This is a genomic window from Micromonospora sp. NPDC127501 (assembly GCF_040302185.1).
Taxonomy (GTDB): Bacteria; Actinomycetota; Actinomycetes; order Mycobacteriales; family Micromonosporaceae; genus Micromonospora.
In genome coordinates this window covers 61,308-79,787 of record NZ_JBEORJ010000015.1, presented here as the reverse complement: position 1 = coordinate 79,787, position 18,480 = coordinate 61,308, and the positions used below count along the sequence as shown (strand labels likewise).

The following is an 18,480-nucleotide window of genomic DNA, read 5'->3' as shown; positions in this document are numbered from 1 at the left end:
TTTGGCGCTGAGGTAAGCTGGCCTGGTGACGACCACTCCGGACGCCGTCGACCGGCACATCGAGCGTTGGCTGCCAGTGGTTCCCGACCTCGACGCGGACGTCGAGGGGGCGGTGACCAGAATGATCCGACTGACCCGGCATCTGCGGGCCGTCAAGGAGCGGGTCCTGGTCGACCTCGACCTGCCGGCGCACGAGTACGACACCCTGCACGCCCTGGCCGGCCGCGGCGGCCGGGCCGCACCCTCGGACCTCGCCGCGGACCTCACGATGGCCCCCGCCTCGATCACCGCGCGGGTCGACGCGCTGCTGCGGCGGGGCTTCGTACACCGGATTCCGTCGACAGTCGACCGTCGACGCGTCGACGTGGAACTCACCGAGGCGGGTCAGGCCGCGTGGCGCGGGGCGATGGAGGTCCAGGGCGCCGAGGAGCACCGCCTGCTCGGCGCGCTCACCGCGACCGAGCGGCGACACCTTTCCGACCTGCTGCGCCGGGTGCTGCTCGTCGCCGAACAGCCGCAGAGCACGCCGCAGACCGACTGAGCGGGGCCGAAAATCGCCTGGCGGCCCGCGTACCGCTGATGCAAGGGTGACCGGCGTGACTGCGCATGTGCTGGCCGGGGCCCTGGCCGACGACGGACGGCGACGAATCTTCGCGGCGGTCGTGCTGGGTGCGACCAGCGCGACCGAGGTCGCCGAGCGGACCGGCCTGCCGGCGCGGGCGGTGCTCACCGGGGTCCGCCGACTCACCGACGCGGGCCTCGTCACCGGCGCGGACGGCGCGCTCGCCGCCGACGAGGCGTCGCTGCGGGCCACCGCGCGTGACAGCCGTCCGGCCGACGACCCCGAACCCGGCGTCGACCCGGTGCTGCGGACCTTCCTGCGGGCCGGCGTCCTGGTGGGTCTTCCGGCACAGCGGGGTCGACGGCGGGTGCTGCTGGCGCACATCGCCGAGCAGTCGTTCGAGCCGGGCACCCGCTATCCGGAGCGGGCCGTCGACGACGCGCTCAAGCCGTGGTGCGCCGCAGGCGGGTCGGATCACGCGACGCTGCGCCGGTATCTGATCGACGAGCGGTTGCTCACCCGCGAGCACGGCATCTACCAGCGGCTCTGAACGTCGGCTGCGCGAACCGTCTGGTTGCGGAGGATCTTGCTAGCCTCGGCGCATGACCTCGTGCACGCCCTCGGATGGCCCGCCGGACCTGTTGTTCCTGCTCTCCTGGGCGAGTCACGCGTTGCAGACCGAGCACGCCGCCGGCCTGGCCGAGTTGGGCATCTCGCCGCGGGCGCACTACGTGCTGGCGCAGGCCCACACCGGTGAGCTGACCCAGCGGGAGATCGGCGAGCGGTGTGGTGTGGACAAGACCACGATGGTCGTGACGCTCGATCAGTTGGAACGGGCCGGGCTGGCCGAACGCCGTCCGGTGCCCACGGACCGGCGGGCCCGGATGGTCGCTGTGACGCCGGCCGGGGAGCAGGTGCTGCGGCAGGCGCAGCAGGTTGTCCGGCGCATCCAGGACGACCTGCTGGAAACCCTGCCCGAGCAGGACCGGGAGGTGTTCCTGCGGGCCCTCCTGGCGCTGGTGGGCGGACCGTTGGCCAACACCTCCCCGTACGCGCCGGGGGCCCGTTCCGGCTGTTAGTTCCGAGAGAGATAGTTCCGAACAAGACTATCTGTTACGGTCGTACTCGTTCACTTCCCCTGAACGAGGAGCCGTCATGAGTGCTACCGCCGTCACGACCCCCGCCCCCTCACCACTGCGCCGCCGTGCCCTCGGCGTCGCCGCCGCCGTCGTGGCTCCCCTGGCCATCTGGGCGATCGGCGCGTTGGCCGGAGTCGACTACACCGTCGAGAGCCCGGGCCAGCCCGCCACTGTCATCGGGGCCGGCGCGATCGTCATGATCGCCCTGGTGGCCGCCCTGCTCGGCTGGGCGGCGCTGGCGCTGCTGGAGCGGTTCGCCACCCGGGTCGCCCGACCGGTCTGGATCTCGCTGGCCATCGTCGTGACGGTGCTGTCCTTCGTCCCCGTGCTCAGCGTCGAGGCCACCGGCGGGGCCAAGCTCGCCCTCGGCGCGACACACGTGGCCGTGGCGGTCGCGTTGATCGCCCTGCTGCCCCGCCCCCGCCGGTAGACGACTGGTATTCCCCCCGCCCACCTCGTGTCGCGCTGACCACGGGGTGGGCGAAACCCTCGGGAGTCGATGCGCCGAGGTTGCTACCATCGCCGCCATGGCACGAGGTATCTGGTCGCAGAAGGTCCGCTCCGCCCGCTGACGGCGGCGCCCTTCGTTCTGCTGAATTCGCGCTCGCCGTCCCGGTTCCCGCCGGGCGGCCGTTGGCTGCTGCCCGGCTCCATCGCGAGCTGCGGAGCACCGTTGAACCCCGAAGTCATCTCCCTGCCGGCCGAGGCCGGCGGCAGCGCGCACGTGCGCGCCACGAACATCACCGTGACCCGCGGGTCCCGTCGCGTCCTGACCGATGTCTCGGTCACCGTCTCCGCCCGTTCGCGGGTGGCGGTCGTCGGCGAGAACGGTCGCGGCAAGACGACGCTGCTGCACGTCCTCGCCGGGCTGATCACGCCGGACCACGGCACCGTGCAGCGGGCCGGCACGATCGGCCTGGCCCGCCAGGAGCTGCCCGCCCGCGACGGCGAGACGGTCGGCACCCTGACGTCCGAGGCGCTGGCCGCGTCGCTCACCGCCCTCGCCGCGCTGGACGAGGCGACCCTCGCCCTGACCGAAGGCGATCCGAGCGCCGAGGACCGCTACGCCGCCGCGCTCGACGCGGCCACCCGGCTCGACGCGTGGGACGCCGAACGCCGCGTCGACGTGGCACTGGAGGCCCTCGGCGCCTGCACCGACCGCGAGCGTCCCCTGGCGACGTTGTCGGTGGGGCAGCGCTACCGGGTGCGGCTGGCGTGCCTGCTCGGCGCGCGCCACGACGTACTGCTGCTCGACGAGCCGACGAACCACCTCGACGCCGACGGCCTGGACTTCCTGACCCGCCGGCTCCGCGAGCACGACGGCGGTCTCGCGATCGTCAGCCACGACCGGGCGCTGCTGCGCGACGTCGCGGACCGGTTCCTCGACCTCGACCCCACCCATGACGCGAAGGCGCGGCTCCACGCCGGCGGTTACGACGCCTGGCAGGACGCGCGGCGCCGCGAGCGGGAGCACTGGGAGCAGGAGTACGAGCAGCAGCAGGCCGAGCGTCGACGACTCCAGGACGCGGTGTCGAAGGCCCGCGACCGGCTCTCCACCGGCTGGCGGCCGGACAAGGGGACCGGCAAGCACCAGCGCCAGTCCCGCGCGCCGGGCGTCGTGCAGGCCCTGAACCGGCAGCAGGACGCGCTCCAGGCACACCGGATCGACGTACCGAAACCACCGCCGACGCTGCGGTTGCCGGACCTTGGCGTACGGCTGGGCGCACCGCAGGTACGCGCACAGGGCGTCGCCGTCGACGGGCGGCTCGCTGGTCCGGTCGACCTCACCATCGACGGCGGTGATCGGCTGCTCGTCACCGGGCCCAACGGCGTCGGGAAGTCCACACTGCTCGCGGTGCTCGCCGGAGCGCTCGAACCCACCGACGGGTACGCCTGGACGGCGAAGGAGGCGCGGGTCGCCCGGCTCACCCAGGAGACCGCCGGGCAGGCCCCCGACCTCACCGCCGACGAGGTGTACGCCCGCCGGGTGGGACGGCTGGTGTCGCGTGGAGTGCTGCCCGCGGCCGAGACCGTGCCGCTCGGATCGCTCGGGCTGCTGGATTCCGCCGCGACGCGTACGCCCGTCGGGCGGATGTCGCAGGGGCAGCAGCGCCGCCTCGACCTGGCGCTGGTGCTGGCCGGGCGGCCCACGCTGATCCTGCTCGACGAGCCGACCAACCACCTGTCGTCGACCCTGGCCGACGAACTGACCGCCGCGATCCGCGCCACGAGCGCCGCCGTCGTCGTCGCCACCCACGACCGGCAGCTGCTGCGGGACCTGGCCGACTGGCCGCTGCTACGGGTCGGCGAGCCCGCGCCACCGGGCACGCCAACCGGGGCGACCGGATAAAACCGTTGACCGGGCGGTGATGATCAACAGGTGACCATTGCCGCCCGGCCCACCTGGACGACCATTACCAGCCGGCCCGACCACCCCGACGCGTTGCTGCTGCTGCGCGAGTACATGACCGAAATGGTGGTGCGCTACCACCGTCGCCCGGCCCTTCCCGGCGAGGTCGACGCGGCGCTGACCGAGTTGCCCAGCGACGACCTGACCGCGCCGAGCGGGCTGCTCCTGCTCGCCCACCACGGCACCGACCTGGCCGGCTGCGCCGGGCTGCGCTGGCAACCCGGCTGGGCCGAGCTGACCCGGGTGTTCATTCGCCCCGAGCACCGCGGCGCCGGCGGGGGCGCCGCGTTGCTGACCGCCGTCGAGGAGCAGGCCCGCGCGACCGGGGCGGACCGGATCCGGCTCGACACCCGGCACGACCTGGTCGAGGCCCGAGCCCTGTACGCGCGGCACGGCTACGCCGAGATCCCGGCGTACTCGCGGGGCCCCTACGCCGAACACTGGTTTGAAAAGCGGTTGTCCGGAGCAGTTGACGTCGGCGCGCGGACGCGCTAAATAAGAAGAGGAAGTTGAGTCACCCCGGCTCAACTCATCACCTTCGGCCAGGAGAACCGAGGAGGCATGACGATGTTGATGCGTACCGACCCGTTCCGCGAGATCGACCGGCTCGCCGAGCAGTTCTTCGGTACGGCGGCCCGTCCCGCGACGATGCACCTGGACGCCTACCGCGACGGCGACCACTTCTACGCGGCGTTCGACCTGCCCGGCGTCGATCCGGACAGCATCGACTGCACCGTCGAGCGCAACGTGCTCACCGTCCGCGCCGAGCGTCGCCGGCCCACCGGCGACGGCGTCGAACTGGTCGCCGCCGAACGCCCGATGGGCACCTTCACCCGGCGGCTGTTCCTCGGCGACACGCTGGACACCGACAAGCTGGAAGCCGGCTACGAGAACGGGGTGCTGACGCTGCGCATCCCGGTCGCCGAGCGCGCCAAGCCCCGCCGGGTGACCGTCCAGGCCAACGGCGGCTCCCGCCGAGAGATCAACGCCTGATCCGACACGGTGACGGGTGGGACCGGCGCGCCTGCACGCCGATCCCACCCGAGGCTGAGAGCCTTTTTCACATGGTGTTCTCCGACGCTCCGGTGCTCGCCCACCCGTCCGCGCCACCGGCGCTGCCGAGCGGGCCGGTCGAGGTCACCGAGGCGTGGCTGCGCAACCGGCGGCTGTCCGAGCACACCCGCGACGCCTACCGACGTGACGTCACCGGTTGGCTCCGCTGGTGCTCCGGTCACGACCTGGACCCGCTGCGGGCCACGTTCCTGCACGTCAACGAGTACGCCCGCGCGCTGGAGAGCAGCGTCGACGCCCGCAGCGGCCGCCCACTGACCCCGGCGACCGTCGCGCGCCGACTCTCGGCACTGTCCAGCTGGTACGACTTCCTGGTCAAACTGGGCGCTGTGCCGGCCAACCCGGTCTCCGGCGCCGACCGCCCCCGCGTCGACCGGGACCACTCCGCCACCGTCGGGCTCACACCCGAGGAGGTGGACGCCCTGCTCAGCGCGGCCGACGCGGACACCGGCGCGACCGCCGTACGCAACCGGGCGGCGCTCGCGCTCCTCGCCGACCTGGGTCTGCGGGTCGGGGAGCTGATCTCGCTGGACCTGACCGACCTCGGCACCGAACGCGGCCACCGCAGCGTGCGTTTCGTCGGCAAGGGCGGCAAACAACGTCGTCGCGCCCTCACCCCCGGCACCGGGCACGCCGTGGACGCCTACCTGGCCCAGCGGGCCGCCACCACCGGCGTGCCGGTGCCGCAGCTCACCGGCCCGCTGCTGGTCACCGCCAGCGGTGCCCGGCTGGACCGGCACTCGGTGTTCCGGATGGTCCGTCGGCTCGCCCGCGCCGCCGGCATCCCGGCCTGGGCGAAGCTGTCCCCACACTCACTGCGACACGCCTTCGCCACCACGGCCCGCTCCGAGGGCGTGCCGTTGGAGGACGTGCAGGACGCCATGGGGCACGCCGACCCGCGCACCACCCGCCGCTACGACCGGGACCGGCACAACCTCGACCGCGACCCGGCCTACGCGGTGTGGGCGGCCCGGTCGCGTCGTCGCGGCTGACTGCTACAGCCCGAGGTCGGGTTGTTGTCAGTCGAGAACCGCGGTGGCTTCGACCTCGACGAGGAGATCCGGCTCGCCCAGAGCACTGACACCCAGCAGCGTGATGGGCTTGACCAGGTCAACTCCCAGCTTCGCACCCGCCCGAGCGACGCCTTCGCCCAACAGGGGCATCTTGTCGGGCGACCAGTCGACGACGTAGATGGTCAGTTTCGCCACGTCGCCGAAGGACCCACCGATCTCGGCCAGGGCGGTGCCAATGTTGAGATAGCACTGCTCGACCTGGGCGGCGAGGTCTCCCTCGCCGACCTTGCGCCCTTCCACGTCGCGGGCCACCTGACCGGCGAGGAAGACCAGCTTGGACCCGGTCGCGATCGACAACTGACGGTAGACGTCCGGCTTCGGTAGCCCGTCCGGATTGACGAGGGTGATGGCCATGCTGACTCCTTCTGTCGTCGCGCCGGGCCGTCTCAGCTCTGTGGGCGGGGGCAGATGCAGAACGGCTGCCCGATCGGGTCGAGAAGCACCACCCACCGCTCGCCGCCGGGCTGGAAGGCCGGCTTCGACGCACCCGCGGCGACGAACTTCTCCTCCGCCGCCGCCAGGTCGTCGACGTAGAGATCCAGGTGGTAGCGCTTGTCGCCGGTCTGGTCCGGCCAGGAGGGCGGTCGGTAGCCCTCGACCAGCCCGAAGCCGATGGAGACGCCACCGGAGCTGATCATCGCGTACTCCGGTTGGCTGTGGGTGACCTCCCAGCCCAGCGCCTCGTGGTAGAACGCGGCGTGGCCGGCGGGATCGGAACTGTCGAGGTTGACCATTGCGAGGTCGGCAGAAGTCGTCACGCCGGCAGTATGCCGCCGGGGCCCGACAACTCCGGCCCCGCGACACTCGCTGCGGCCCGGTGTCGGGCCCCGGCCCTACGGTCGACGGATGAGACATGGTCTGGAGATTTCCTGCGGCGGGGCCTCGGTCGCGGTGTCCACCCTGGTCGAGCTGGGTGAGCTGGCCGAACGCGCCGACTGGGACGGCGTGTTCCTGGAGGACTATCTGATCCACTATTCCGGCGACGAGCCGTTCACCTACGACCCGTGGCTGGTCCTCGCCGCGATCGCCGGGCGCACCGACCGGGTGCGGCTGGGCACCACGGTCACCGCGCTGCCCCGGCGTCGCCCGGCGAAGTTGGCACGGGAGGTCCTCACCCTCGACCACCTCAGCGCGGGCCGGGCCACCGTGGCGGTCGGTGTCGGCGACCCCGGCGATCGGGGCCTGGCCGCCTTCGGCGAGCAGACCGAGGTGTCCGTGCGGGCCGCGATGCTCGACGAGGGTCTCGACCTGCTGACGGGGCTGCTCAGCGGTGGCCGGGTCAGCCACCAGGGCACCCACTACCGCGCCGACGGGGTGTCGCTGCGGCCGGCACCGGTGCAGTCGCCGCGGGTGCCGGTCTGGGTCGGTGGGAGCACCCAGGCCGGGGCGGTGCGCCGCCGGGCCGCCCGCGCCGACGGCATCGTGCCGTACAAGCTCACCGACACCGACGGGTGGTCCGACTTCACCCCCGACGAGGTACACGACCTGGCGAACGCCCTGCCAGCGACGCGCGCCGACGGTCAGCCGTTCGACGTGGCGGTCGGCGGCCGGCGGCGCCGTTCCGACGAGCGCACCGAACGGGCCTACCTCGGTGAGCTGGCCGCCGCCGGGGCCACCTGGTGGCTGGAGTTCGTCCCGGCCGACGACCCGGCGACGATGCGCGCGGCCGTTGCCCGAGGCCCCCTGCGCTGACCCGGCGTCACGGGCCCTCGATTGGCCAGAACGTCACGCGGGCCGTGCCGTCGCGGCAGATCAACCCGGCGCCGACCCGGCGGCAGTCGGTCACACCCGCCGGGAGCACTGCGGACACCCGATGGCCGTCGCGTCCCATCGTCGCGACCAGGGGGCGCCTTCCGTCCGCCGCCATTCCCAGCACCACCAAGGGTTCCGCAGCGACCCGTGGGCCAGCCACCGTCCGCCAGCGCGCCCCGGCCGGCCACGTCCACGCCCGCACCCCGCTGCCCGGGTCGATCGCCCAGCGTCCCTGCTCGTCCTGCCCGCAGATCAGACCCTGGCAGGGCCGCAGGATCAGCTCGCCCGGCTGCACCGGCACCTGCCAGCGTCGCGCCAGCCCGGGTAGGTCGTAGCCGGTCAGCGCCATCGCGGCGCCGCTCGGGTGGCGCAGCACCAGGTGCGCGCCGGCGACCTGGGGATTGTCCGGGCCGTAGTCGGCCGGCGGAAGCTGTCCCCGCCCGCGTTCGGTGCCGTCACGGGCGTCGAGCAGCCGGACCAACCCGTCATCCTGTACCAGCAGCACCCGCCCGGGCAGCGCCCGCAGCACCGCCGTGGAAGGCAGCGGGACCGACCACCGGGTCGCGCCGGTGGCCGGGTCGACGCCGTGCACCGTGCCCTCGACCCGCCGACCCGGTTCGGAGGCGCTGCGCACCTCGCTCACCGCGACCGCCTCGTTCCCGGCCGCGTACACCCGCTCGGGTCGCCGCCACACCGGCTGGCCGGTCCGCAACGACCGCGCGGTGGTGACCCGTGCCCCGAGCGCCTGGTCGCGCTCGACCAGCAGTAACAGGTCACCGGCGACCTCGGCGAACCACCCGGCGGCGGGCGGCACGGTGACCCGCCACCGCGGCGGGCCGTCCGGTGCGGCCGAGTCGTAGGCGCTCAGCGTCGGCGGGTTCGGCTCGGGGTCGACGACCAGCAGCAGCGGCCCCGCGCCGAGCACGGTCGCCCGGGCGGGCACCGCCGGCCCGGGCTGAGGCGTCAGGCGCGCGGCTGGGGTGGCACCGCCGAGCAGGACACAGGCCGCCACCAGCGCCGCCACCCGCCACCGGCGGGACACCTGCGGCGGTGGCCGGCGTTCCTCCAAGGGTGCGCCCCGGTCGTCACCCAGCTCGATCAGCACCGACATGGGCGCCCACCCGTCCGCTCGCGCCGGCCGGTCAGCAGAGCAGGTCGAGGTGGTGGTGGGCGTCCTCGGCGATCTCCTCGTGCCGCAGCCAGCGGCGCGCCCACAGTCGGGCGGCCAACTCCGCCTGCTCGTCGCCCCACGCGGCGTGCTCGACGAGCAACGCGGTGGTCAGCGCGTACGCCAGGCGCAACGCCAGACCGCGGGCGCCCGCGAGCACCGCCGACGCACCCGGGTCGACCGTCACCGCGGTGATGGTCTCCGCCAACTGCGCGGCGGTGGTGGCCAGGGTGTCGGCCAGCACCGGCGACAGCGGCCGGGCCAGGTCGGCGGCGGCGGCCAGCCGGCTCAGCAGCGGCGCACCGGCGTCCTCGCGGGTCAGCGCGCGCAGCACGTCCAGGGCCAGCACATTGGTGGTGCCCTCCCAGATCGGCAGCACCTGGGCGTCGCGCAGCAGCCGGGGCACGCCGGTGTCCTCCACGTAGCCGGCACCGCCGAAGCTCTCCACGTACTCGCTGGCGGAGCTGACGGCGAGCCGTCCGGTGGCCAGCTTCGCCAACGGCGCCACGATGCGCAGCTCGGCAGCGGCCTCCGGGTCGGCGCCGACCTCGACCCGCCCGAGCAGGGCGAAGGCGTGCCCAGCAAGGGCGAACGCGCCCGCCGCGTCGACCGCGAGGGTGCCCAGGGTGGCCCGGTGCAGGGGCGAGGACACCAGCGGGCCACCGGCGACGTGCCGCACCTCGGCGTACGCGCGGGCGTAGGCGAGACCCCGTCGCATCCCACCGGCCGCCGCCGCGGCGTTGTGCACCCGGGTCACCACGACCAGGGTCATCGCCCGAACCAGACCGGGCACCGCCGGGTCACCCAGCGGGAGGGCGTACGCGTCGCGCAGGCCGATCTCGGCGGTGGGCAGCGCCCGGGTGCCGAGCTTGTCCTTGAGCCGGTGCACCGTGACACCCGGTGCGGGTGCACCCGGCGCCGCGCCGTCGGCCAGCGGTGAGTCGACCGCGTACCGGGGAACGAGGAACGGGGCGAGCACCCGACTGCCCCGCCCGGCGCCCTCCGGCCGGGCCAGCGCCACCGCCATCGCCGCGTCGGCAGCGGAGCAGAACCACTTCTCCCCGGTCAGCCGCCACGAACCGTCTGCCGCGGGTCGACCGAGCGTGCTGGAGCGGCCCAGATCGGAGCCGCCCTGCGACTCTGTCATCCACTGCCCACTGGTGATCGCCGTGGTCGGGTCCGTGGAGATCAGCCGGGGCAGCCACGCGTCGCGGACCGAGGCGTCGACGTCGGGCATGCTGAGCAGTGCCGCCGCCCCGTCGGCCATCGCCACCGGGCAGGAGAACGTCGCCGACTCCGGCCCGTACAGGTGCAGCAGGGCGTGCTGAACGACCCGCGCGGCGGCACCCCAGGTGCCCCGGGCGTCCGGCAGGTAGGGCAGCGCCACCACGGCGTGTCGGGCGGCGGCGGCGCGCTGCGCCTGCCAACCGGCGGAGGTGTCGATGCGGTCGATCCGGGCACCCCACGGGTCGTAGCGGACCAGCGTCGGCGGGTGGGCCTCCGCGTCGGCGTGCGCCGCGCGCAGCGGCCCGGTGACGTCGGCGGCCAGGTCCGCGAGACGGCCCTTCGCGGCGGCGTGCCCGCCCGGGCCGAGGTGACGCTCCAGCCAGGACCGCAGCAGGCCATCGTCGGCGTACGGGTCGACGGGGGGTGGTACCGGCTGCACGAAGCGGCTCATCGATCGGCTCCTGGCACTGCTCGGGGGTGTGCGCCGACGGTAGACGATGTAGGGCCGCCGCGAACAGGGCACACCCGCGCATCGGGCGCACCCAGTTTCCGGCTTGTCGCCCGTCAGCGTGAGCGTCTTCTCTACGGTCGGTAGTCGTGGGTGCGGGCCAGTCGTGGAGCCGACCGGCCCGGCGTCGCCGCCCGATGCGCACCGGGTTGGCGTTCGCCGGGTTCGGCGTGGCGTTGTGCTGCGTGGGGGTGGCCGGGTTGGGCGCCTGGAACCTGCAGACCGTCCGGCAGGCCGCCGGCCCGATCCGGGAGACCGCCGACGGTTTTCTCAGCGAGGTGGCCCTGGGCGACAGTGACCGGGCGTACGAGCGGCTCTGCGAGGACGCGCGCAGCCGGTGGAGCGCGATCGGCTTCACCAGTTGGGTGCGGACACCACCGATGGTCACCGACTACGAGATCACCGACGTGTCGGTCGCCACCCGCAGCGGACGACCGCACGGCACGGTGACCGTGAAGGTGACCCGCGACGGCGGAATCAGCGAAGAACGTCGCCTGCCGGTGGTCCGTGAGGACGGGAACTGGCGGGTGTGCGGTGACCCCTTCTGAGCCCCCGGTCGCCGCCCCGGTACGCCCACAGTTGCTGCGACCACGTGAGGGGGTGCAGCCGACCACGTCGACGGAGCTCTTCTTCGACCTGGTCTTCATCTTCACCATCACCCAGTTGTCGCACTACCTGATCGCACACCCGGACTGGCGGGGCGCCGGGCGTACCGGCCTGTTGCTGGCGCTGGTGTGGCTCGTCTGGGTCTACACCACCTGGCTGACCAACTGGCTGCAACCGGACCAGGGACCGGTGCGGACGATGCTGATCGGGGTGGGGCTGGGCAGCCTGCTGTTGTCGGCGGCGATCCCGCAGGCGTTCGGCTCGACCGGGCTGCTCTTCGCGCTGGTCTACGTGATCGTGCAGGTGGGTCGCACCCTGTTCTCGTTGTGGGCGGTGCAGGGCAGTCCGTGGTTGGTGGCCGGATTTCAGCAGTCGCTGCCGTGGATCGCCGGGACATCGGTCCTCGTGGTCGTCGGTGGCCTGGTCGGCGGGGCCGCCCGGGACGCGGTGTGGGCAGCGGTGATCGTGATCGAGGTGGTCGGCCTCTCGATCGGCTATCCGCTGCCGCGACGGGGACGTAGCCGACCCGAGCGGTGGATGGTGGAGGGTGGGCACCTGGCCGAACGGTGCGCGGCGTTCGTCCTGATCGCGCTGGGGGAGTCGATCCTGGTCACCGGCAGCGCCCTCACGTCGCACGTGGACCTGGTGACGTCTGGGGCGTTCCTGCTGGCGTTCGGCGGTTCGGTGGCGCTGTGGTGGGTGTACTTCGCCCGCTCGGCCCAGGCCGCCACGGAGGTCATCGCCCAGGCCGGAGAGCGCACCGGCGCGTTGAGCCGGGTCGCGTTCAACTTCCTGCACCCGGTGATCGTCGCCGGTGTCGTCGTCACGTCGGCGGCCGACGAACGGTTGCTGCGGGAGCCGGGCGTGCCGGCCACCACGGTCGACGTGCTGCTCATCCTGGGTGGTCCCGCGCTGTTCCTGGCCGGGCACGCCGCCTACAAGGCGCTGCTGTGGCGGGCCCTGCCGACCAGCCGGGTCACGGCGGTGGTGGTCCTGCTGGCGTTGATGCCGGTCGGTGTGGTGCTGGGGGCACCCGTCGCGGTGTGCGCCGCGGTGGCGTTGGCGGTGACGGTCGCCGTGATCCTGACCGACCGGTTCCGGTCACCGGTGGTTGCACGGTGAGCGGAGCGTCGCCAGGACGCGGTCCACGTCATCCGCAGTTGCTGCGCCCGCGCCGTGGCGTGGAGCGGACCACCTCCACCGAGCTCTTCTTCGACCTGGTCTACGTCTTCACGATCACCCAACTGTCGCACTACCTGGCCGAGAACCTGAGCTGGCAGGGTGTCGGGCGGACAGCGGTGCTGCTGAGCCTGATCTGGCTGGTCTGGATCTACACGGTGTGGGCGGGCAACTGGCTGCACCCGGACCGGACACCCGTGCGGGCCACACTGCTGGTGGTGACGCTCGGCAGTCTGCTGCTCGCCGCCGCGCTGCCCACCGCCTTCGGCGACAACGGTCTGCTCTTCGCCCTGGCGTACGCGGCGGTGCAGGTGGGTCGCACGGCCTTCTCCCTGTGGGCGATCCGGGGCGAACCCTGGCTCGGTGACAGTTTCCGGCAGTGTTTCGTCTGGATCACCGGTACCGGGGCCCTGGCGGTCGTCGGCGGGCTGGTGGACGCCCCGGCCCGGGAGCTGATCTGGATCGCGGTGATCGTCGTCGACTCGGTCGGGCTGGCGGCCGGGTTTCCGGTGCCCGGGATGGGCCGCAGCAGGCCGGAGCACTGGCGGGTGGAGGGCGGGCACCTGGCCGAACGTTGTCAGGCGTTCATCCTCATCGCGCTGGGAGAGTCGATCCTGATCACCGGTGGGACGCTGACACAGCGGTTGGACCGGGTGACCATCGCCGCGTTCCTCCTCGCGTTCGCCGGTTCGGTGGCCCTGTGGTGGGTGTACTTCGACCGGGCGCGGGCCAGCACGGCGGCGTTGGCGACCGCGGGTGACCGGGCCGGGCGGCTCTCCCGGCTGGTGTTCAACTATCTGCACCCGGTGATGGTGGGCGGCATCGTCGTCACGGCCGTCGGTGACGAGCGGCTGCTGCACGACCCCGGGGAACCGGTCGGCTGGGCGAGCGCGCTGGTCGTCCTGGGCGGTCCCGCGTTGTTTCTGGCCGGGCACGCCGCGTACGAGTTGGCGCTCGGCGAGGCTGGGGTGGTCGCCCGGGTCGCGGCGACGCTGCTGCTGCTCGCGCTGTCCCCGGCGGCGGTGGCGTTGCGGGCGCCGGTCGCGTTGGCCGCCGGTGTGGCGCTGCTGATCACGGTCGGGGTGATCGTCGCCGACCGTGTGTCGGCGCGGCGGGCCGTTCAGTCGCGGGGGCCGAGGTCGCCGCTGCGGTAGTGCCGGCGGCAGAGCACCTGGTAGCGCACGTCGGCGGTGTCGACGGTGTCGCCGATGACGACCTGGGCGCCCTCACGGACGACCCGCCCGTCGACGACCCGGGCGTTGAGCAACCCTTCGCGGCCGCACCAGCAGAGCACCTCGACCTGGATGCGGGCCACTTCGTCGGCCAGCTCGAACAGGCGTTGCGCGGCGGGGAACAGCCGCGACCGGAAGTCGGTGGCCAGGCCGAACGCGAACACGTCGACGTCGTAGCTGTCCACCAGCTCGGCCATTTGCTCGACGTGCTCGACGGTGTAGAAGCACGCTTCGTCGCAGATCAGGTAGTCGACGCGTACCCCGTCGGCCCACCGGCCGCGCACGAGGGCCCGCAGGTCCAGGTCGTCGGTGACCTCGATGGCCTCGTGGGCCAGGCCGATGCGGGTGGTGACCTGCGGTCCCAGCGACCGATCGATGCGGGTGGTGACCAGCCCGCGCCGGCCCTGCCGGGCGTGGTTGTAGTTCATCTGCAACGCCATCGTGGACTTGCCGCAGTCCATCGGCCCCCAGAAGAACTTCAACGCCGCCGCGTGCACCGGACGCCCGTCGAGCCCGCGCGCGGCCGCGCACCCGGCCGGAGCGTGTGGCTGGCCGGGGAACGGGTGGGCCAGGCAGGTCGGGGCGGTGGCGGCGTCGTCGGTCACGGTCGGGCAGCCTAGCCCATTGACCGGCCCGGATCGGTTGGGCGCGGGACCCGTGCTCAGAGCACCCGGGGTGGGGTGTTGCCCGCGGCCACGATGGCACGGCGGATCGGCACGGCGGCAAGGAGCAGGAACCCGACCACGAAGAAGATCAGCAGTGAGACCAGGCCCACCCGGTACGAGGAGGTGAGCTGGAACACCAGGCCGAAGGCGAGCGGGCCGAGCCAACTGGTGCCCTTGTCGCTGATCTCGTAGAAGCCGTAGTACTCGCCTTCCTTGCCGGCCGGAATGAGCTGGCTGAACAGCGACCGGCTCAGCGCCTGGCTGCCACCGAGAACCAGGCCGATGGCCGCGCCGAGGACCATGAACGGCACCGGCGCCTCGGCGGGCAGCCGGAACGCGGCGATGATCACACCGGTCCAGAGCACCAGGCTGAGCAGCACGGTCTTCCAGGCGCCGATCCGCTTGGCCAGCGCGCCCAGGCTCAACGCGCCGCCGAAGGCGAGGAACTGCACCAGCAGGATCGTGATGATCAGGGTGCTCTGCTCCAGCCGCAACTCCTCGGTGCCGTACTGGCTGGCCAGGGTGATGACGGTCTGGATGCCGTCGTTGTAGACCAGGAAAGCCAGCAGGAAGTACAGCGTCAACGGGTACGCCTTGACCTCGCGCATGGTGCGGGCGAGTTGCCGGAACCCGTCGGTGAGCACGTTGCCGCCACTGGCCAGGGCCGCGACGCTGGGGCGTTCGCGCAGCCAGCGCAGCGGCACCAGCGTGAACAACGCCCACCACACTCCGGCGGACACGATCGACCAGCGAGCCAGGTCCAGGGTGCGTTGCGGGTTGTCGCCCTCGTCGAGGACTGTGATCGCGACGAGGTTGAGGGCCAGCAGCAGACCGCCGCCGAGGTAGCCCAGCGCCCAGCCGCGACTGGAGATGCCGTCGCGTTCGTCGGGGCCGCCGAGCTGCGGCAGGAACGAGTTGTAGACCACGATCGCCGCGCCGAAGGAGATGTTGGCGACCAGGAAGAGCGCCCCGCCGAGCAGGTAGCGGTCACCGGTGACGAAGGCCATCGCGATGGTGGCGCCGGCGCCGGTGAACGCGGCGCCGCCGAGCAGCCGCTTCTTGTGTGCCGAGCGGTCGGCGATCGCCCCGATGACCGGCAGCACGAACACGGTGAGGAACACCGACAGCGAGATCAGGTACGGGTAGTAGGACCCGGCGGCGATCTTGATGCCCAGTGGGTAGACGGAGCCGTCGCAGGAGTCCGCGCCGAGTTCGCAGCCGGCCGCCAACTCGGCGACGGTGGTCAGGAACGGGCCGAGGAACACGGTGATCACGGTGGTCTGGAACGCGGAGTTGGCCCAGTCGTAGATGTACCAGCCCCTGCGTTCCCGGCGGGTGCTCGCCGGAGGCGGGGTGTCGTCCACCGTGGGGGTCACGGTCTCGGCCATCGGGGTCCTTCGATGGTCAGGCGGCCCAGTGGCCGCGGCTGCGGTAGACGTCGCGCAGCACGCCGACGTGATCGGTCATGATGCCATCCACGCCACGATCCAGTAAGTCGTGCATCTGGGCTGGTTCGTCGATCGTCCAGACGTGCACCTGCAGGCCGATGCGGTGGCAGTAGTCGAGGAACCGGCGGTTCACCACCGGCACCCGCCCGTAGTGTGGCGGCACCTGCGCGGCGACCACCGACGGCGGCAGCCGCAGTGGGCGTCCGTGCAGGGAGGCCAGCCGCAGCCGGGCGACCCCACGCATGCCGAGGCTGGTGGCGACCCGGCCCTCGGTGAGCGCCCGCAGCCGGGTCAGCCGGGCGTCGCTGAACGAGGCGAGCAGCACCCGGTCGCCGGCGCCGGCCCTGCTCACGGTCGCGACCGTCGGCTCGACGCCGCCGTCGGCCTTCACGTCGACGTTGAAGCGGACCTGCGGCCACGCCCCCAACACCTCGTCGAGCCGGGGTACGACGGCGGCGCCGCCGACGCGTACCGAGGCGAGGTCGGCCCAGCTCATGTCGGCGATGCGTCCCGCCTCACCGGTGACCCGGCGCAGCGTCGGGTCGTGGAAGATCACCGCCACACCGTCCGCGGTGGCGTGCACGTCGGTCTCCACGTACCGGTAGCCCAGCCCGATGGCCCGGGCGAACGCCTCGGTGGTGTTCTCGTCGCCTTCGGCGGCGCCGCCACGGTGGGCGAACGCCAGCGGCGCCGGCGCGTCGAGGTAGCCGAATCGGGTCAACACGCGACGCAGTATGCCCCCGGTTGGTGGCCGGCGGGTGGCCGGCCGGCGTCTGTCGCCCGCTCGCGCCGCCGTCCGGGCTCGGTGTTGATCGACTCGGCTTCCTGAAAGGCGGGGTGTCCGGGGCGCGGGGATGTCCGGGTTCGCGGGAAGCCGAGTCGATCAGCGCGAGGCGATGCGGTCGACGCCCGGCGGGTCAGCCGGCGGGTCGGTGGATCAGCTGAAGGCTGCGCCGGATGCGGTCGCGGAACTCGTCCCTGGTGGCCGAGGTCGATTTCCAGGTCAGGGCGGCGGAGAAGAGCAGATCCATCACGTCGTGTCCGGTCAGGTCGGCGTGCAGCAGGCCGGGCGGGGCGGTGGCGGCGATGTGGGCGCTCAGCGTCGCCCGGGCCCGCTCCTGGTAGTCGTGGAACATCGAGCCCAACCGGGGTTCGCTGTTCTCCAGCAGTTCGTTGAGGTCGCGGGCCAGCGGGGTGTCGATGTACGGGCCCATCAGCGCGTCGAGCGCGGCCACGACTCCCGCGTCGAAGCTCAGCGAGCGGTCGGCGAGGTGGACCTCCATGGCCCGCTGGGCGCGCTCCAGGACGCCCTGCATGGTGGCGCGGTACAACTGCTCCTTGTTGGGGAACATCAGGTACAGGCCAGGTCGGGAAATGCCGGCCGCCCTGGCGACGGACTCCATGGACGTCTTCTGGAATCCGTAGCGGCCGAAGACCCCGACCGCCGTCACAAGGACTGCGGCGCGCTTCGGGTCTTCGACGTCCATCTCAGTGTTGCTCACAGTAGACAGATTAGATGATCTTGCGAAAATTGCCCAATTCGTCAGCCCTGGGTGCGGCAGGCACCATCATCCCTGGTTGCGGCGGTGGGCGCGACTCGGGTCGCTGGGCCGGCCGGGGTCGACGTGACGGGGCAGGTCCGGCTCGTCGGGGCGCAGCGGGGCGAGGGTGTCGGTGAGCGCGTCGATGATCCGGTCGGTCGCGCGGCGGGCCGCGCCGGGGTTGGCGGCGGCCGACTCGCCCAGGGCCACGGGGGTGCCGAAGTGCACCCGGATCACCGGTCGACGCCACAGCGAGCGGGCGATGCCGCGCAGCATTCCCCGGGGCGCCTGGTAGGGGAGCACCTCGTGAGCGCCCCACTGGGCGACCGGGACGACCGGAGCGCCGCAGGCCAGCGCGAGGCGGGCGGCGCCGGTCTTGCCGCGTTCGGGCCACAGGCCGGGGTCCAGACCGATGCGCCCCTCCGGGTAGATGAGGATCACCGAGCCGCGGGCGGCGGCGGTGGCGGCGTCGTCGAGGGCCCGGTGCACGGCGTTGGTGCCCCGGTCGACGCGGATGTGCCCGGCGTGGCGCATGGCGGCGCCGAGCACCGGGGCGCGGAACAGTCCGGCGGTCGCCATGATCCGGGGAGCGATGCCCCGGGCCTGGCAGGCGGCGGCCATCACCAACGGGTCGAACGGGCTGATGTGGTTGGCGGCCAGCACCAGCGGGCCGCGGCGCAGGTGCGCCGGGACGTCGCCGGTGACCTCGAGGCGGGCGAGCAGCCCGACCAGGCCCCGAGCCAGCAGCAGGGCTGCGCGCCAGATCAGCGGCGGCTGCCAGGTGGCGTGTGCGGTGTTCATCAGCGCGCCATCGTCGCACGCGCCGGCGGGGCGGCGAGGGCGGGTCGGGTGATCAGGGTCATTGGTCCCGGGTGCGTTCGGGCCGCCCGGCCCTGCCC

General features: G+C 72.9%; 21 protein-coding genes. 12 read left to right on the top strand and 9 right to left on the bottom strand.

The annotated features are described in order from the left end of the window. Positions 1-25: 25 nt before the first annotated feature. The 8 genes from ABTW72_RS28535 (at position 26) to ABTW72_RS28500 (ending at position 6,174) form a co-directional block, all read left to right on the top strand. Positions 26-541, top strand: coding sequence for a MarR family winged helix-turn-helix transcriptional regulator (locus tag ABTW72_RS28535; protein WP_222431320.1), 516 nt, complete (start codon positions 26-28; stop codon positions 539-541). A 55-nt stretch (positions 542-596) separates the two neighbouring features. Further along, a complete protein-coding gene (locus ABTW72_RS28530; RefSeq protein WP_350863839.1) occupies positions 597-1,112 on the top strand; it encodes a DUF2087 domain-containing protein in 516 nt (171 codons plus the stop codon). A 52-nt stretch (positions 1,113-1,164) separates the two neighbouring features. Beyond that, positions 1,165-1,641 carry a MarR family winged helix-turn-helix transcriptional regulator gene (locus ABTW72_RS28525; protein WP_350863838.1) on the top strand — a complete coding sequence of 159 codons (477 nt, stop codon included), beginning with the start codon at positions 1,165-1,167 and terminating at the stop codon, positions 1,639-1,641. Between the two features lie 76 nt (positions 1,642-1,717). Next, positions 1,718-2,131: a DUF6069 family protein gene (locus tag ABTW72_RS28520; RefSeq protein ID WP_350863835.1), complete on the top strand. Its 414-nt coding sequence runs from the start codon at positions 1,718-1,720 to the stop codon at positions 2,129-2,131. 243 nt (positions 2,132-2,374) lie between these two features. Then, a complete protein-coding gene (locus ABTW72_RS28515) occupies positions 2,375-4,051 on the top strand; it encodes an ABC-F family ATP-binding cassette domain-containing protein (protein WP_350863832.1) in 1,677 nt (558 codons plus the stop codon). Positions 4,052-4,081: 30 nt separating this feature from the next. Next, complete coding sequence (locus ABTW72_RS28510) at positions 4,082-4,606, top strand: GNAT family N-acetyltransferase (RefSeq protein ID WP_350863829.1); 525 nt, start codon at positions 4,082-4,084, stop codon at positions 4,604-4,606. A 72-nt stretch (positions 4,607-4,678) separates the two neighbouring features. Next, entirely contained in the window at positions 4,679-5,104 is a 426-nt protein-coding gene (locus tag ABTW72_RS28505) for an Hsp20/alpha crystallin family protein (RefSeq protein ID WP_350864015.1), read from the top strand. A 71-nt stretch (positions 5,105-5,175) separates the two neighbouring features. Further along, a complete protein-coding gene (locus ABTW72_RS28500; protein WP_350863826.1) occupies positions 5,176-6,174 on the top strand; it encodes a tyrosine-type recombinase/integrase in 999 nt (332 codons plus the stop codon). 27 nt (positions 6,175-6,201) lie between these two features. Here ABTW72_RS28500 and ABTW72_RS28495 read toward each other — a convergent pair whose 3' ends face one another. Together ABTW72_RS28495 and ABTW72_RS28490 are read right to left on the bottom strand one after the other, a co-directional pair. Then, positions 6,202-6,609, bottom strand: a complete 408-nt coding sequence (locus ABTW72_RS28495; protein ID WP_350863823.1) for a RidA family protein — start codon at positions 6,607-6,609, stop codon at positions 6,202-6,204. Positions 6,610-6,641: 32 nt separating this feature from the next. Beyond that, positions 6,642-7,013, bottom strand: coding sequence for a VOC family protein (locus ABTW72_RS28490; protein WP_112586954.1), 372 nt, complete (start codon positions 7,011-7,013; stop codon positions 6,642-6,644). An 88-nt stretch (positions 7,014-7,101) separates the two neighbouring features. Here ABTW72_RS28490 and ABTW72_RS28485 point away from each other — a divergent pair, with 88 nt between their 5' ends. Further along, positions 7,102-7,947 carry an LLM class flavin-dependent oxidoreductase gene (locus ABTW72_RS28485; protein WP_350863821.1) on the top strand — a complete coding sequence of 282 codons (846 nt, stop codon included), beginning with the start codon at positions 7,102-7,104 and terminating at the stop codon, positions 7,945-7,947. Between the two features lie 7 nt (positions 7,948-7,954). Here the strand turns inward: ABTW72_RS28485 and ABTW72_RS28480 are convergent, their stop codons facing one another. Both ABTW72_RS28480 and ABTW72_RS28475 read right to left on the bottom strand, forming a co-directional pair. Then, a complete protein-coding gene (locus ABTW72_RS28480; protein WP_350863818.1) occupies positions 7,955-9,118 on the bottom strand; it encodes an outer membrane protein assembly factor BamB family protein in 1,164 nt (387 codons plus the stop codon). Positions 9,119-9,149: 31 nt separating this feature from the next. Beyond that, positions 9,150-10,853, bottom strand: a complete 1,704-nt coding sequence (locus tag ABTW72_RS28475; protein WP_350863815.1) for an acyl-CoA dehydrogenase family protein — start codon at positions 10,851-10,853, stop codon at positions 9,150-9,152. Positions 10,854-11,047: 194 nt separating this feature from the next. Between ABTW72_RS28475 and ABTW72_RS28470 the strand changes: the two genes are divergently transcribed. The 3 genes from ABTW72_RS28470 to ABTW72_RS28460 are packed head-to-tail and all read left to right on the top strand — an operon-like array spanning position 11,048 to position 13,849. After that, complete coding sequence (locus ABTW72_RS28470) at positions 11,048-11,458, top strand: Rv0361 family membrane protein (RefSeq protein ID WP_091398090.1); 411 nt, start codon at positions 11,048-11,050, stop codon at positions 11,456-11,458. Beyond that, positions 11,445-12,638, top strand: a complete 1,194-nt coding sequence (locus ABTW72_RS28465) for a low temperature requirement protein A (protein ID WP_350863812.1) — start codon at positions 11,445-11,447, stop codon at positions 12,636-12,638. Before ABTW72_RS28470 ends, ABTW72_RS28465 begins: the two co-directional genes overlap by 14 nt. 59 nt (positions 12,639-12,697) lie before the next feature. Next, positions 12,698-13,849, top strand: coding sequence for a low temperature requirement protein A (locus tag ABTW72_RS28460; protein WP_350863809.1), 1,152 nt, complete (start codon positions 12,698-12,700; stop codon positions 13,847-13,849). Here ABTW72_RS28460 and ABTW72_RS28455 read toward each other — a convergent pair. The 5 genes from ABTW72_RS28455 to ABTW72_RS28435 form a co-directional block, all read right to left on the bottom strand. Further along, the gene (locus ABTW72_RS28455) at positions 13,816-14,532 is read right to left on the bottom strand and encodes a thymidine kinase (RefSeq protein ID WP_502892258.1); all 717 of its coding nucleotides are present in this window, start codon (positions 14,530-14,532) and stop codon (positions 13,816-13,818) included. The two genes, ABTW72_RS28460 and ABTW72_RS28455, sit on opposite strands and share 34 nt — an antisense overlap. 56 nt (positions 14,533-14,588) lie before the next feature. Next, complete coding sequence (locus ABTW72_RS28450; protein WP_350863806.1) at positions 14,589-15,980, bottom strand: MFS transporter; 1,392 nt, start codon at positions 15,978-15,980, stop codon at positions 14,589-14,591. Positions 15,981-15,996: 16 nt separating this feature from the next. Further along, on the bottom strand, positions 15,997-16,764 hold the full coding sequence (locus ABTW72_RS28445; protein WP_350863804.1) for a glycerophosphodiester phosphodiesterase family protein: 768 nt from the start codon (positions 16,762-16,764) through the stop codon (positions 15,997-15,999). A gap of 193 nt (positions 16,765-16,957) precedes the next feature. Beyond that, entirely contained in the window at positions 16,958-17,542 is a 585-nt protein-coding gene (locus ABTW72_RS28440; RefSeq protein ID WP_350863802.1) for a TetR/AcrR family transcriptional regulator, read from the bottom strand. Between the two features lie 66 nt (positions 17,543-17,608). Further along, on the bottom strand, positions 17,609-18,382 hold the full coding sequence (locus ABTW72_RS28435) for a lysophospholipid acyltransferase family protein (RefSeq protein ID WP_350863800.1): 774 nt from the start codon (positions 18,380-18,382) through the stop codon (positions 17,609-17,611). Between the last annotated feature and the right edge of the window lie 98 nt (positions 18,383-18,480).